The organism is Limnohabitans sp. 2KL-1 (assembly GCF_003063435.1).
GTDB lineage: Bacteria > Pseudomonadota > Gammaproteobacteria > Burkholderiales > Burkholderiaceae_C > Limnohabitans_A.
On sequence record NZ_NESL01000006.1, the window covers coordinates 1 to 14,977 of the forward strand.

Sequence of the window (14,977 nt, forward strand, 5' to 3'; positions counted from 1 at the left end):
TGGTGACAACGTGTCGATCACTGTGAAGTTGATCAACCCCATTGCGATGGAAGAAGGCTTGCGCTTCGCCATCCGCGAAGGTGGCCGCACGGTTGGCGCTGGCGTCGTTGCCAAGATCATCGCTTAAGAGGTTCATACAGGGGTATAGCTCAATTGGCAGAGCGTCGGTCTCCAAAACCGAAGGTTGTAGGTTCGATTCCTACTGCCCCTGCCACCTGAAAAAGGTGGATTTCAAGCCCGCTAGACCCTAGCGGGCTTCCTTGTCTGATAAGAGGCCTCAATTGGTTGGGGTGCAACAAAGGTTTCAAGCCGTATGGCATCGTCCGAAGTTCAAACTGTGAGTGCTGCTGGTGACAAAATGCGCTTGGCCTTGGCGGGTGCCTTGGTCATTGCTGCATTGGTAGCCTATTACATGCTGTCCAAACAAGGTGGCTTGGCGCAATGGGCGGGCTTGCTGGTGGGCTTGACGGCTGCGCTGGTCGTTTTCTTCACCAGCGAATCCGGTCGCCAGTTGATCGCCTTTGGTCGAGATGCTGTGCGTGAAGTCAAAAAAGTGGTCTGGCCCGAGCGCAAAGAAGCCATGCAGATCACGGCCTATGTGTTTGCTTTTGTGGTGGTGATGGCCCTATTCCTGTGGCTCACTGACAAAACTCTGGAATGGGTTTTTTACGATCTGATTCTTGGGTGGAAAAAATAATGAACGATGCTGTAGTCAATGCGCCCATGGCGGGTTCGTCCACCAATCCTGAACTGAAGTGGTATGTGGTTCATGCCTATTCGGGTATGGAAAAGGCGGTTGAGCGCAACATCATTGAGCGCATCGCCCGTTCGGGTATGGAGTCCAAGTTTGGTCGCATTCTTGTGCCCACCGAAGAAGTGGTGGAAGTCAAGAATGGTCAAAAACGGACCACAGAGCGTAAATTTTTCCCGGGTTATGTGCTGGTGGAAATGGTCATGGACGACGAAAGCTGGCACTTGGTCAAGCACACCAACAAGGTTACCGGCTTTGTGGGCGGCGCGAAAAATCGGCCTGCACCCATTTCCGAAGCAGATGTGGCCAAAATTGTGAGCCAGATGCAAGAGGGCACTGACAAGCCCCGCCACAAGGTGGAATTTGAAGTGGGTGAGTACATCCGCGTCAAGGAAGGCCCATTCACCGACTTCAATGGCACGGTAGAGGAAGTCAATTACGAGCGTAACAAGATGCGCGTCTCAGTGACGATTTTCGGTCGCGCCACACCCGTCGAGTTGGAGTTTAGCCAAGTCGAAAAAACCTGATCGGTTTGCAAAGTTTTCTGCCTGGCGTTTCTCGACTCGGCGCCAGGCATTGCAAGTGAGTCGTTAACCCCGGGGAGCTCATCAGAGCGTTATCACCCGTAAGGAGAAAAGCATGGCGAAAAAAATCGTCGGCTTCATCAAGCTGCAAGTTCCAGCTGGTAAAGCCAATCCATCGCCACCTATTGGCCCAGCACTGGGTCAACGTGGTCTGAACATCATGGAATTCTGCAAGGCGTTCAACGCCCAGACCCAAGGCGTCGAGCCAGGTCTGCCGTTGCCTGTGGTCATCACAGCGTTTGCAGACAAGTCCTTCACCTTCATCATCAAGACGCCACCTGCAGCGACCCTGATCAAGAAGTCCATCAAGATCGACAAGGCTTCGACCAAGCCAGGTCTGGAAAAGGTTGGCAAGATCACCCGCGCTCAGTTGGAAGAAATCGCCAAGACCAAGATGAAAGATCTGACGGCTGCCGATTTGGATGCTGCTGTTCGCACTATCGCTGGTACTGCCCGTTCCATGGGCGTGAATGTGGAGGGCGTGTAAATGTCCAAGCTGACTAAAAAGCAAAAAGCCCTCGAAGGCAAAGTGGACAGCAACAAGCTGTACGCGATTGCCGATGCTTTGAGCATCGTCAAAGAATGCGCGACTGCCAAGTTCGACGAGTCCATCGACGTGGCTGTGCAACTCGGTATCGATGCCAAGAAGTCTGACCAAGTGGTTCGTGGTGCTGTCGTGTTGCCTAACGGTACAGGCAAAACCGCCCGCGTGGCTGTGTTCGCACAAGGTGCCAAGGCTGAAGAAGCCAAAGCCGCTGGTGCTGATGTCGTCGGTATGGACGATCTGGCTGCCCGCGTGAAAGCGGGTGACATGCCTTTCGACGTGGTTATCGCCGCACCTGACGCCATGCGCGTTGTGGGTACTTTGGGTCAGATCCTGGGCCCACGTGGCCTGATGCCTAACCCCAAAGTGGGCACTGTGACCCCAGACGTGGCCACTGCCGTGCGCAACGCCAAAGCTGGTCAAGTCCAGTTCCGCGTTGACAAAGCCGGTATCGTGCACGGCACGATCGGGCGCCGTTCGTTTGATGCTGACAAGTTGCAAGGCAACTTGGCTGCCTTGGTCGAGGCTCTGGTCAAGGCCAAGCCAGCCACCAGCAAAGGTGTTTACCTGCGCAAAGTGGCCGTGTCTTCGACCATGGGTGTGGGCGTTCGCGTCGACACACAATCTATCGCGGCTTGATCGTGAGAAATTTGAGACGGTCTTAGGGTCGTCTCAATGTGGTGGGCTGCAGCGTCGCTGAAAAGAACGCGGCAGGCCATCCAAGACCGTTGGTGCACACACTGTTGTGCTTAATCCGCAAACAAGCAGTCTGACTGCAAGTTTGGGCCAACGCAGATGGCGATCCCGCTGCAGATGGATAAATATCCAAAACAGTTGGTCGCTGCAAATAGGCGTGCTCAAGGGGTGACCCGAAAGCACATATAAAGGAGTAGACCTTGAGTCTGAATCGCAGTGAGAAAGAAGCAGTCATTACCGAAGTGACTGACCTCGCCGCTAAAGCTCAAACGCTGGTGATGGCGGAATACCGTGGTATCACGGTCGCTGACATGACAAACTTGCGCGTCAAAGCTCGCAGCCTCGGCGTTTCGCTGACGGTGTTGAAAAACACCTTGGCTCGCCGTGCTGTGACAGGTACGCAGTTTGAAGTTGTCGCCGATCAGATGACCGGCCCGCTGATCTATGGCTTCTCTGAAGATGCTGTGGCTGCCGCTAAGGTGGTGGCTGACTTCGCGAAAACCAACGACAAGTTGGTGATTCGTGCAGGTGCATTTGCAGGTAAAGCTCTGGACGTCAATGGCGTTAAGCAATTGGCTAGCATCCCTTCGAAAGAAGTTTTGTTGGCTCAGTTGTGTGGCTTGCTGATGTCGCCAATGTCCCGCACCGCTGTGGTGTTGGGTGCTCTGGCGGCCAAAAAAGGCGAAGGCGAAGCTGTTGCCGCTTGAGGCCAGCGTTCGTGTTTTAACCAATTGTTAGGAAATAAAAATGGCATTCGATAAAGACGCATTTTTGACCGCGCTGGACAGCATGACGGTCATGGAACTCAACGACCTGGTGAAAGCCATCGAAGAGAAGTTTGGTGTGAGCGCTGCCGCCATGGCCGCTCCTGCTGCTGCTGGTGGCGGTGCCGCTGCTGCTGCTGAAGAGAAGACTGAATTCAACGTCATGTTGCTCGAAGCCGGCGCCAATAAAGTGTCCGTGATTAAAGCTGTGCGTGAAATCACCGGTCTGGGCCTGAAAGAAGCCAAAGACTTGGTGGACGGCGCTCCTAAAGCAGTCAAAGAAGGTCTGCCAAAAGCTGACGCTGAAGCTGCCAAGAAGAAGCTGGAAGAAGCTGGCGCCAAGGCCGAACTCAAGTAATTCGGTTTTGTTCCAAGGCTGGAGTGCCCGCAAGGGTCTCCAGCCTTTGGTGCTTGAAGGGCCTGCAGAAGAAACCGTCCGGGTTTCTTCTGCAGGTGTTTCAAAACACCGGAAAATGGATTTTCGAAGTCTCTTTTCCAGTGTTTTCTGACCCGACTGCAGAAGACCCTTGGTTCGGGTTGCGTGCAATGCGCAATCGTCCGCCAACGCTGGTAGAGGCCAGCCGCCAAGCCCGTTGATTAAGTTCCCAAACTCGATCGACACACAGTTCTGAAAGATCAAGCCCGGAGATCTCATGGCCTATTCCTATACCGAACGCAAGCGAATTCGCAAAAGTTTCGGCAGCCGCGAAAGCGTGCTCGAAGTTCCTTACCTGCTGCAAATGCAAAAAGACGCTTACACGTCGTTCTTGCAGGCAGGCGTTGTTCCATCCAAACGCACCCATGAAGGCTTGCAAGCCGCGTTTGAGTCCGCTTTCCCGATCGTCTCCCACAACGGCTTTGTGGAGATGAAGTTTGTCGAGTACAACCTGGCCAAGCCGGCGTTTGACGTGCGTGAATGCCAGACCCGTGGTCTGACTTTCTCCTCGGCTGTGCGTGCCCGAGTTCAGCTCATCATTTATGACCGCGAGTCTTCGACTTCGCAGTCCAAAGTGGTCAAGGAAGTCAAAGAACAAGAAGTCTACATGGGCGAAGTGCCTCTGATGACCGACAAAGGCTCCTTCATCATCAACGGCACTGAGCGCGTCATCGTGTCGCAGTTGCACCGTTCGCCGGGCGTGTTCTTCGAGCACGACAAGGGCAAGACACACAGTTCGGGCAAGCTGCTGTTCAGCGCACGCATCATCCCTTACCGTGGTTCGTGGCTCGACTTCGAATTCGACCCGAAAGACATCCTGTACTTCCGCGTCGATCGTCGCCGCAAGATGCCCGTGTCGATCCTGCTCAAGGCCATCGGCCTGAACCCTGAATCGATCCTGGCGAACTTCTTCGTCAACGACAATTTCCGCCTGATGGACAGCGGCGCACAAATGGAATTTGTGGCTGAGCGTCTGCGCGGTGAAGTCGCCCGTTTTGACATCACCGACAAGTCCGGCAAAGTCGTGGTGGCCAAAGACAAGCGCATCACCGTGCGTCACACGCGCGAGCTCGAGCAATCGGGCACCACGCACATCAGCGTGCCAGAAGATTACCTGTTGGGTCGCGTTGTTGCACGCAGCATCGTCGAAGCGGACACCGGCGAGATCATCGCCAAGGCCAACGAAGAGTTGACCGAAGCCTTGCTGAAAAAGCTGCGCACATCGGGCATTCAGGATTTGCCTTGCATCTACACGAACGAACTCGACCAGGGCGCGTACATTTCGCAAACCCTGCGCATCGACGAAACCGTCGACGAGTTTGCTGCACGCGTGGCCATCTACCGCATGATGCGTCCTGGCGAGCCGCCTACAGAAGACGCAGTGCAGGCCCTGTTCCAGCGCTTGTTCTACAACCCTGACACGTACGATCTGTCGCGCGTGGGCCGCATGAAGTTCAATGCCCGCGTCGGTCGCAGCGAGTCGACCGGCCCGATGGTGCTGACCAACGAAGACATTTTGGCCGTGGTCAAGATTTTGGTGGACTTGCGCAACGGCAATGGCGAAGTTGATGACATCGACCACCTGGGCAACCGCCGCGTGCGTTGCGTCGGTGAATTGGCCGAAAACCAGTACCGCACTGGTCTGGCGCGTATCGAAAAAGCCGTGAAAGAGCGTCTGGGCCAGGCCGAACAAGAGCCGCTCATGCCGCATGACCTGATCAACTCCAAGCCGATCTCGGCTGCGTTGAAAGAGTTCTTCGGTGCTTCGCAGTTGTCGCAGTTCATGGACCAGACCAACCCGCTGGCCGAGATCACCCACAAGCGCCGCGTGTCGGCTCTTGGCCCAGGTGGTTTGACCCGCGAACGTGCAGGCTTTGAAGTGCGTGACGTGCACGTGACCCACTACGGTCGCGTTTGCCCCATTGAAACGCCTGAAGGTCCCAACATTGGTTTGATCAACTCGCTGGCTTTGTACGCCCGCTTGAACGAGTACGGTTTCATTGAGACCCCATACCGTCAAGTGATTGACGGCAAAGTCACGATGAACATCGACTACCTGTCGGCCATCGAAGAAGGCAAGTACGTCATTGCCCAGGCCAACGCCACATTGGACAAAGACGGCAAGCTGACCGGTGACCTGGTCTCTGCCCGTGAAAAAGGCGAATCCATCCTGTGCGGTGCCGAGCGCATCCAGTACATGGACGTGTCACCTGCCCAGATCGTGTCGGTCGCCGCATCGTTGGTTCCATTCTTGGAGCACGATGACGCCAACCGCGCTTTGATGGGTGCCAACATGTCGCGTCAGGCTGTGCCTGTGCTGCGTCCTGAAAAGCCCATGGTCGGTACCGGCATCGAGCGCGTTGCAGCGGTCGACTCGGGCACTGTGGTCACGGCCACTCGCGGCGGTATCGTTGACTATGTCGACGCAACCCGCATCGTGATTCGCGTGAACGACGCTGAGGCATTGGCTGGTGAAGTGGGTGTGGACATCTACAACCTGATCAAATACCAGCGTTCCAACCAGAACACCAACATCCACCAGCGCCCGATCGTCAAGCGTGGCGACAAGCTGGCCAAGGGCGATGTGATTGCAGACGGCGCATCGACCGACCTGGGCGAGATCGCCATTGGTCAGAACATGCTGATCGCCTTCATGCCCTGGAACGGTTACAACTTCGAAGATTCGATCTTGATCTCTGAGCGTGTCGTGTCGGAAGACCGTTACACCTCGATCCACATCGAAGAACTCGTGGTCATGGCCCGTGACACCAAGCTGGGTGCCGAAGAAATTTCGCGCGACATCCCCAACTTGTCCGAGCAGCAACTGGGCCGTCTGGACGACTCCGGCATCATCTACGTGGGTGCCGAAGTGCAACCCGGCGACGTGCTGGTCGGCAAGGTCACACCCAAAGGCGAGACCACCCTCACGCCAGAAGAAAAACTGCTGCGCGCCATCTTTGGTGAAAAAGCCAGCGACGTGAAAGATACTTCGCTGCGCGTGGACCAAGGCTCGCAAGGCACCGTGATCGACGTGCAGGTCTTCACCCGTGAAGGCATCGTGCGCGACAAGCGCGCCCAGCAGATCATCGACGACGAACTCAAGCGTTTCCGTCTGGACCTGAACGACCAGCTGCGCATTGTGGAAGCCGACGCGTTTGACCGTATCGAGAAACTGTTGATCGGTCGCGTGGCCAATGGCGGCCCTCAGAAACTGGCCAAGGGCACCAAGATCGACAAGGCTTATTTGGAGTCGGTCGACAAGTTCCACTGGTTCGACATCCGTCCAGCCGAAGACGAAGTGGCCACCCAGCTGGAGTCCATCAAGAACTCCCTGGAGCAAACCCGTCACAGCTTCGACCTGTCTTTTGAAGAAAAGCGCAAAAAGCTCACCCAAGGCGACGAGTTGCCTGCAGGCGTGCTCAAAATGGTCAAGGTCTATCTGGCCGTCAAGCGTCGCTTGCAGCCCGGTGACAAGATGGCCGGCCGTCACGGTAACAAGGGTGTGGTCTCCAAGATCGTGCCTGTGGAAGACATGCCTTACATGGCCGACGGCACCCCTGCCGACATTGTGCTGAACCCGTTGGGCGTGCCATCGCGCATGAACGTCGGTCAGGTGCTCGAAGTGCACCTGGGCTGGGCCGGCAAAGGCATTGGCCACCGCATTGGCAACATGCTGCAGGCCGAGACCCAACGTCTGGAAAAAGTGGCCGAGCTGCGCAAGCTGTTCGACCAGCTGTACAACAGTCTGGGCCGCAAGGAAGACCTGTCGCAGTTGTCTGACGACGAAGTGCTGGCCATGGCCGAAAACCTCAAGGAAGGTTTCCCCTTCGCCTCGCCCGTGTTCGACGGTGCTGCCGAAGAAGAAATCCGCGCCATGCTGCACTTGGCGTATCCGGAAGACTTGGCCAAGGCCAAAGGTCTGACCGCGACACGCACGCAAGCGAACTTGTTCGACGGCCGTACCGGCGACGCCTTTGACCGTCCCACCACGATCGGTTACATGCATTACCTGAAGTTGCACCACCTGGTCGACGACAAGATGCACGCCCGTTCCACCGGTCCTTACAGCCTGGTCACGCAGCAGCCGCTGGGTGGTAAGGCGCAGTTCGGTGGTCAGCGTTTCGGTGAGATGGAAGTGTGGGCTTTGGAAGCTTATGGCGCCTCTTACGTTCTGCAAGAGATGCTCACCGTGAAGTCTGACGACGTGCAAGGCCGTACCAAGGTGTACGAGAGCATCGTCAAAGGCGAACACTCCATCGAAGCGGGCATGCCCGAATCGTTCAACGTGCTGGTCAAGGAAATCCGTTCGCTGGGCCTTGACATCGAGCTCGAGCGTTCTTAATTCACAGGCAAAGGATTTAAACCATGAAATCACTACTCGACCTGTTCAAGCAGTTCACGCCCGATGACCACTTCGATGCGATCCGCATTGGCTTGGCGTCGCCCGAGAAGATTCGTTCGTGGTCTTTCGGTGAAGTGAAGAAGCCGGAAACCATCAACTACCGTACCTTCAAGCCCGAGCGTGATGGTCTGTTTTGCGCCAAGATTTTTGGCCCTATCAAAGACTATGAATGCCTGTGCGGCAAGTACAAGCGCCTCAAGCACCGGGGTGTGATCTGCGAGAAGTGTGGCGTTGAAGTCACGCAGACCAAAGTGCGCCGCGAGCGCATGGGCCACATCGATCTGGCCGCGCCTTGCGCCCACATCTGGTTCCTGAAATCGCTGCCGTCGCGTCTGGGCCTGGTGCTCGACATGACGCTGCGCGACATCGAACGCGTGCTTTACTTTGAAGCCTATGTGGTGACCGATCCCGGCATGACCCCGCTGAAGAAATTCAGCATCATGAGCGAAGACGACTACGATGCCAAAGTCAAGGAATACGGTGACGAGTTCATCGCCAAGATGGGTGCAGAAGGCATTCGAGAGTTGCTTGAAGGCATCGACATCGAAAGCGAAATCGAACGCCTGCGTGGTGACTTGACCGGCTCTGAATTGAAGGTCAAGAAAAACTCCAAGCGCCTCAAAGTGCTGGAAGCCTTCAAGAAATCTGGCATCAAGCCCGGCTGGATGGTGCTCGAAGTGCTGCCCGTGCTGCCACCGGACCTGCGTCCTCTGGTGCCACTGGATGGCGGCCGATTTGCGACTTCCGATTTGAACGACCTGTATCGCCGCGTCATCAACCGCAACAGCCGTCTGCGCCGTTTGCTGGAGTTGAAGGCCCCTGAGATCATTGCCCGCAACGAAAAGCGGATGCTGCAAGAAGCCGTGGACAGCTTGCTGGACAACGGCCGTCGCGGCAAGGCCATGACCGGCGCCAACAAGCGTGCCCTCAAGTCTTTGGCCGACATGATCAAAGGCAAGAGCGGTCGTTTCCGTCAAAACTTGCTCGGTAAGCGTGTCGACTACTCCGGTCGTTCCGTGATCACCGTGGGCCCAACGCTCAAGCTGCACCAGTGCGGCTTGCCCAAGTTGATGGCCATCGAGTTGTTCAAGCCCTTCATCTTTGCGCGTCTCGAAGCCATGGGCATCGCGACCACCATCAAGGCCGCCAAGAAAGAAGTCGAAGCCGGCACACCGGTGGTGTGGGACATCCTGGAAGAGGTCATCAAAGAGCACCCTGTGATGCTCAACCGTGCGCCTACACTGCACCGTTTGGGTATCCAGGCCTTTGAGCCCTTGTTGATCGAAGGCAAAGCCATTCAGTTGCACCCCCTCGTTTGCGCGGCCTTCAACGCCGACTTCGACGGTGACCAGATGGCCGTTCACGTGCCCTTGTCGGTGGAAGCCCAGATGGAAGCCCGCACCTTGATGCTGGCCTCGAACAACATCTTGTTCCCTGCTTCTGGCGAACCGTCCATCGTGCCTTCGCAAGACGTGGTGCTGGGTCTGTATTACGCGACCCGTGACCGCATCAATGCCAAGGGCGAAGGCCTGATCTTCTCCGACATCGGTGAAGTGCAGCGCGCGCTGGATGCGGATGCTGTCGAGTTGACTGCAAAGATCAACGTGCGCATGACCGAGTGGACCAAAGACAAAGTCACGGGTGAATTCACTTCATCGGTGTCGATGGTCGAAACCACCGTCGGCCGTGCATTGTTGTCGGAAATCTTGCCCAAAGGCCTGCCTTTCTCCAACCTGAACAAAGCGTTGAAGAAGAAGGAAATTTCCAAGCTGATCAACACGTCTTTCCGCAAGTGCGGCTTGAAAGAGACCGTGGTGTTCGCCGACAAGCTGTTGCAAAACGGTTTCCGTCTGGCCACACGCGCCGGTATCTCGATCGGCATCGACGACATGTTGGTGCCGCCAGAGAAGCCCGCCATCATTGAAGCCGCTGAAAAAGAAGTCAAAGACATCGAGCAGCAATACGTCTCCGGTCTCGTGACCGCTGGCGAGCGCTACAACAAGGTGGTGGACATCTGGGGCAAAGCCGGTGACGTCGTCTCCAAGGTGATGATGGACCAACTCCGGAAAGAGAAGACCATCGACCGCCATGGCAACGAAGTCGATCAGGAATCGTTCAACTCGATTTACATGATGGCCGACTCCGGTGCCCGTGGCTCTGCAGCGCAGATTCGCCAGTTGGCCGGTATGCGTGGCCTGATGGCCAAGCCTGACGGCTCCATCATCGAGACCCCCATCACGGCGAACTTCCGTGAAGGTCTGAACGTGTTGCAGTACTTCATCTCGACCCACGGTGCACGTAAAGGTCTGGCCGACACGGCTTTGAAAACTGCCAACTCGGGTTACCTGACCCGTCGTCTGGTGGACGTGACCCAAGACTTGGTCGTGACCGAGCTCGATTGCGGCACCACCGATGGCTCGCTGATGCGCGCCATCGTTGAAGGTGGTGAAGTGATCGAATCGCTGCGCGACCGTATCCTGGGCCGTACCGTCGTCGAAGACGTCCTGCACCCCGAAAACCGTGCGGTCCTGGCCGAAGCGGGCGTCTTGCTCGACGAAGACATGCTCGACGAACTCGAAGCTGCTGGCGTCGACGAAGTTAAGGTGCGCACTGCATTGACTTGCGCCACACGTTTTGGCTTGTGCGCCAAGTGCTACGGCCGCGATCTGGGCCGTGGTGGTTTGGTCAACAACGGCGAAGCGGTTGGTGTGATCGCCGCCCAGTCGATTGGCGAGCCGGGCACCCAGCTGACCATGCGTACCTTCCACATCGGTGGTGCGGCTTCGCGTGCAGCCGTGGCTTCCAGCGTGGAAGCCAAGTCGAACGGTACCATTGGTTTCAATGCCACCATGCGTTATGTGACCAACAGCAAGGGCGAACTGGTGGTGATTTCCCGTTCCGGTGAAATTGTGATCGCCGAACACGGTCGTGAACGAGAGCGTCACAAAGTGCCTTATGGTGCGATTTTGTCGGTCAAGGCCGACCAGACCATCAAGGCTGGCACGATCCTGGCGAATTGGGACCCCTTGACCCGTCCGATCATCACCGAGTACGCCGGTACGGTGAAGTTTGAGAACGTCGAAGAAGGCCTGACTGTGGCCAAGCAACTGGACGAAGTCACTGGTCTGTCAACGCTGGTGGTCATCGACCCCAAGCGTCGTGGTGCTGCCAAGGTCATCCGTCCCCAGGTCAAACTGATTGACGCGCAAGGCAAAGAAGTCAAGATTCCTGGCACCGACCACTCGGTGACCATTGGCTTCCAGATCGGCTCGCTGATCCAGGTGCGTGACGGCATGGATGTGGGCCCAGGCGAGGTGCTGGCCCGTATCCCGGTCGAAGGTCAGAAGACCCGAGACATTACCGGCGGTTTGCCGCGTGTGGCCGAGTTGTTTGAAGCCCGCACACCCAAAGACAAGGGCATGCTGGCGGAGATCACTGGTACAGTGTCTTTCGGCAAGGAAACCAAAGGCAAAGTCCGTTTACAGATCACCGATCCTGAAGGTAAGGTCTGGGACGAATTGATCCCCAAGGAGAAGAACATCTTGGTGCACGAAGGCCAGGTGGTCAACAAGGGCGAGAGCATTGTGGACGGCCCCGCCGACCCGCAAGACATCTTGCGTCTGTTGGGCATTGAAGAACTGGCCCGTTACATCGTGGACGAGGTGCAGGACGTTTACCGCTTGCAAGGCGTGAAGATCAACGACAAACACATCGAGGTGATTGTTCGTCAGATGTTGCGTCGTGTTGTGGTCGAAAACATCGGTGATTCCAACTACATCTCCGGTGAGCAGGTGGAGCGTTCCGAAATGCTCAACACCAACGATGCATTGCGACGCGACGGCAAAATGCCGGCGACATTCAGCAACTTGTTGCTGGGTATCACCAAGGCATCCTTGTCGACCGATTCGTTCATCTCGGCCGCTTCCTTCCAGGAAACCACCCGTGTTCTGACCGAGGCGGCCATCATGGGCAAGCGCGACGAGCTCCGTGGCCTGAAGGAAAACGTCATTGTGGGTCGCCTGATCCCGGCCGGTACCGGTCTGGCCTACCACCAGGCACGCAAAGTGAAGGACGCTATGGACGACGCCGAGCGACGTGCCATCGCCGATGCCGAAGCAGCCGAATTGGCGGGTGATTCGACTGAGGATGTGGTTGCAGAGGGTGGTGAATCCACCTGATCGATGAGGTCACCCGTTTCGCGGTGACATTGGACAGCCCCTGTACCGCGGTGTGGTCAGGGGCTGTTTCATTCGAGACAACGCAAAGGAGGAACAGACATGTGGGCTCTGACGGTGGGTGTCCTGATGGCACTGTGCTTATTTTGGTCTGTGGGGGCTTACAACAGGTTGGTGCGTTTGCGGGCAGACGTCGTAAGGCAGTGGGGCAGTGTGGATGCTGTCTGGCTCCGGCTTCTTGTGCGTTTACAAGGCGGACTCGCTGCCAGACAAACCTTGGTCAACGACATTGATTTTCAAAGCCTGCAAGCTTTGCAATTGACCAGTGATCAAATGCTCGAAGCACTCGCGCAGGCTCGCTTGCAACCGTTGGACGAGGTCAATCAGAAGCAAGTGATTGCACAGCACCTTAAACTCGTCAGCGAAATAAGAGCTTTGCTGCAAACGGCAACCGAGGCCATTCAACCTGATTTGGAAATTGCCTTGAACAGGATGAGGCAGACGCTGCCTGCTGCAATGATTCCTTACCATGTCGCTGTAAGTGGCTACAACGACGCCTTGAAAATGCGTCCCGCATCTTGGCTGGCCAGGCACTTGAACTTCAAACCGGCTTTGCGCATGGATTTGACAGCCGCCTTGAATTGATCTGACCAGTGCAACATTTCACCTTATTACCATGAACACGCCACAAAGCAATGCCAGCCATTCCACTGCCTCGTCTGCGCCTTTGTGGCGATTGATGGTGGCAACGGGTAACGTGGTGCAGGCCGTCAGGGCCGGACGCTCGATGACGGCCGAGTTGGAGGCCGTTTCGGCAGAGCTTCGACCTGGTGTGCAAGCCTTGAGTTTTCAGGTCATGCGGCAATTGGGACGAGCGATAGCGCTGCGTGCATTGTTGGCGAAAAAGGCACCGCCGCCTGCAGCAGATGCCCTTTTGTGCACAGCACTTGCATTGGTGTGGGACGAGCATGCCGCACCATATCCGGTGCATACCTTGGTCAATCAGGTTGTGGAGGCCGCACAGCAGCAGCGTCAAACGCGGCCGCAAAGCGGCTTCATCAATGCATGTTTGCGGCGCTTCATGCGAGAGCGTGCAGAGTTGGTCGCACGCACTGAAACCGATCCACATGCCCAATGGAATCATCCCCATTGGTGGGTTGAGCGTTTGCAGCTTGAGCGTCCTGAGCAATGGCAAACTTTGTTGTCCGTGGCGCAAAAACCAGCGCCGATGACTTTACGTGTTCATCAGGGGCATCACACCGTAGCGGCGTATCAGTTGCAACTCGAAGTCCTGGGGATCTCATCCAAAAAGGTGGGTCTGAGCGGATTGCAACTGGACAAAGCTGTGCCCGTGCAACAACTGCCTGGATTTGCACAAGGGCATGTGTCGGTCCAAGACGCTGCCGCACAATTGGCAGCGCCTTTGTTGTTGGCGGGCTTGGATACAGAGAAGTCGTTGAAAATTCTGGATGCCTGTGCTGCACCGGGGGGTAAGACAGGTCACTTGCTGGAGTATTGTCCGCAAGCACGTGTGGTGGCGTTGGACGTGGACGCCGCGCGTTGCCAGCGCATTCATCAGAACTTGCAGCGCTTGGGTGTTCAGGCAGACGTCCGTGCGGCCGATGCGGGTCAAGTGTCTACCTGGTGGGATGGCGAGGCCTTTGACGCCATATTGCTTGATGCGCCCTGTACGGCATCGGGCATAGTGCGCAGGCATCCTGATGTGCGTTGGCTGCGTCGGCCAACGGACAGTGCGCAATTGGCGAAGATACAAGCGCAGTTGTTGCATGCCCTGTGGCCTTTGCTGGCGTTCGGGGGCAGACTTTTGTATTGCACATGCTCGGTGTTCAAGGCTGAGGGGGATGACGTGGTCCAAACGTTTGTTCGACGCAACACAGACGCGCTATTGCAAGCTTCACCAGGGCATTTGATACCCGGGCAGATACCCAGAGGCCTTCCAGTCGGGGACAATGCGCTGGGTGAGCATGATGGTTTTTATTACGCGTTGCTGGAAAAGCGTCGGCATTGATTTGATGCGAGGATTCTGGCGCATTCCGGCAGTATGGCTGCTGGGGCTTTCTTGTGCCTGGGCACAAAGTTCGGTATTGGATTTGACAGAACTGAAAGTCACGCGCCAAGACAGTGTGCTGGCATTGAGTGCTCAGCTGAAGTTGGAGTTGGGGCCTGTTTTAGAGGATGCCCTCACGAAGGGGCTTGCCTTGCATTTTGTCGCGGAAGCTGAGGTCATGCGGGACCGATGGTATTGGACCGATCGCAAACTGGCGACCGTCAATCGCTACTACCGTTTGGCTTTTCAGCCGCTCACACGCCGTTGGCGTCTGAATGTTTCCAGTGAACCTATTTCCGGTGCGGCATTGGCAGGCAGTATTTCACAAAATTTTGAAACCCTGAGTGACGCCCTCGGTGTCATTCGCAGACAGTCAGGCTGGCGGCTTGCCGATGTTGCCGACTTGAATCCAGAGGGACGTCAATACATCAGTTATGCGTTCAAACTGGACGTCTCGCAGTTGCCCAGGCCTTTTCAAATTGCTGCCGGCAACCAAGCCGATTGGAACTTGCAAGTGAGCAGAAGTTTGCGTATCGGTAAAGAGCTGGTGCGCTGAA

11 protein-coding genes, 1 tRNA gene and 1 pseudogene are annotated in these 14,977 nt (G+C 56.3%); all 13 read left to right on the forward strand.

The features are described 5' to 3' along the window. Nucleotides 1-127: pseudogene (locus B9Z47_RS12765) on the forward strand (elongation factor Tu); the annotation flags it as partial. Between the two features lie 11 nt (nucleotides 128-138). Then, nucleotides 139-214: transfer RNA gene (locus B9Z47_RS12770), tRNA-Trp, on the forward strand. Nucleotides 215-313: 99 nt separating this feature from the next. Then, nucleotides 314-697 (forward strand): preprotein translocase subunit SecE, encoded by a 384-nt coding sequence (secE, locus tag B9Z47_RS12775; RefSeq protein ID WP_108331633.1) that lies wholly within the window; start codon nucleotides 314-316, stop codon nucleotides 695-697. Continuing rightward, on the forward strand, nucleotides 697-1,278 hold the full coding sequence (gene nusG, locus B9Z47_RS12780; protein WP_108331634.1) for a transcription termination/antitermination protein NusG: 582 nt from the start codon (nucleotides 697-699) through the stop codon (nucleotides 1,276-1,278). The genes secE and nusG overlap by 1 nt, the downstream gene beginning before the upstream one ends. Before the next feature lie 112 nt (nucleotides 1,279-1,390). Next, nucleotides 1,391-1,822 carry a 50S ribosomal protein L11 gene (rplK, locus tag B9Z47_RS12785; RefSeq protein ID WP_062407242.1) on the forward strand — a complete coding sequence of 144 codons (432 nt, stop codon included), beginning with the start codon at nucleotides 1,391-1,393 and terminating at the stop codon, nucleotides 1,820-1,822. Further along, entirely contained in the window at nucleotides 1,823-2,518 is a 696-nt protein-coding gene (gene rplA, locus B9Z47_RS12790; RefSeq protein WP_108331635.1) for a 50S ribosomal protein L1, read from the forward strand. A 257-nt stretch (nucleotides 2,519-2,775) separates the two neighbouring features. Continuing rightward, nucleotides 2,776-3,282, forward strand: a complete 507-nt coding sequence (gene rplJ, locus B9Z47_RS12795; RefSeq protein WP_108331636.1) for a 50S ribosomal protein L10 — start codon at nucleotides 2,776-2,778, stop codon at nucleotides 3,280-3,282. 40 nt (nucleotides 3,283-3,322) lie between these two features. Next, nucleotides 3,323-3,697 carry a 50S ribosomal protein L7/L12 gene (gene rplL / locus B9Z47_RS12800; protein ID WP_090140537.1) on the forward strand — a complete coding sequence of 125 codons (375 nt, stop codon included), beginning with the start codon at nucleotides 3,323-3,325 and terminating at the stop codon, nucleotides 3,695-3,697. 295 nt (nucleotides 3,698-3,992) lie between these two features. After that, nucleotides 3,993-8,117 (forward strand): DNA-directed RNA polymerase subunit beta, encoded by a 4,125-nt coding sequence (rpoB, locus tag B9Z47_RS12805; protein ID WP_108331637.1) that lies wholly within the window; start codon nucleotides 3,993-3,995, stop codon nucleotides 8,115-8,117. A gap of 23 nt (nucleotides 8,118-8,140) precedes the next feature. After that, nucleotides 8,141-12,355: a DNA-directed RNA polymerase subunit beta' gene (gene rpoC / locus B9Z47_RS12810; RefSeq protein WP_108331638.1), complete on the forward strand. Its 4,215-nt coding sequence runs from the start codon at nucleotides 8,141-8,143 to the stop codon at nucleotides 12,353-12,355. Between the two features lie 99 nt (nucleotides 12,356-12,454). Beyond that, nucleotides 12,455-12,997, forward strand: coding sequence for a LemA family protein (locus tag B9Z47_RS18440; protein ID WP_146185804.1), 543 nt, complete (start codon nucleotides 12,455-12,457; stop codon nucleotides 12,995-12,997). Nucleotides 12,998-13,028: 31 nt separating this feature from the next. Next, the gene (gene rsmB / locus B9Z47_RS12820) at nucleotides 13,029-14,381 is read left to right on the forward strand and encodes a 16S rRNA (cytosine(967)-C(5))-methyltransferase RsmB (RefSeq protein WP_108331640.1); all 1,353 of its coding nucleotides are present in this window, start codon (nucleotides 13,029-13,031) and stop codon (nucleotides 14,379-14,381) included. Further along, nucleotides 14,338-14,976 carry a DUF4390 domain-containing protein gene (locus B9Z47_RS12825; protein WP_233253800.1) on the forward strand — a complete coding sequence of 213 codons (639 nt, stop codon included), beginning with the start codon at nucleotides 14,338-14,340 and terminating at the stop codon, nucleotides 14,974-14,976. Before rsmB ends, B9Z47_RS12825 begins: the two co-directional genes overlap by 44 nt. Nucleotide 14,977: the final 1 nt, after the last annotated feature.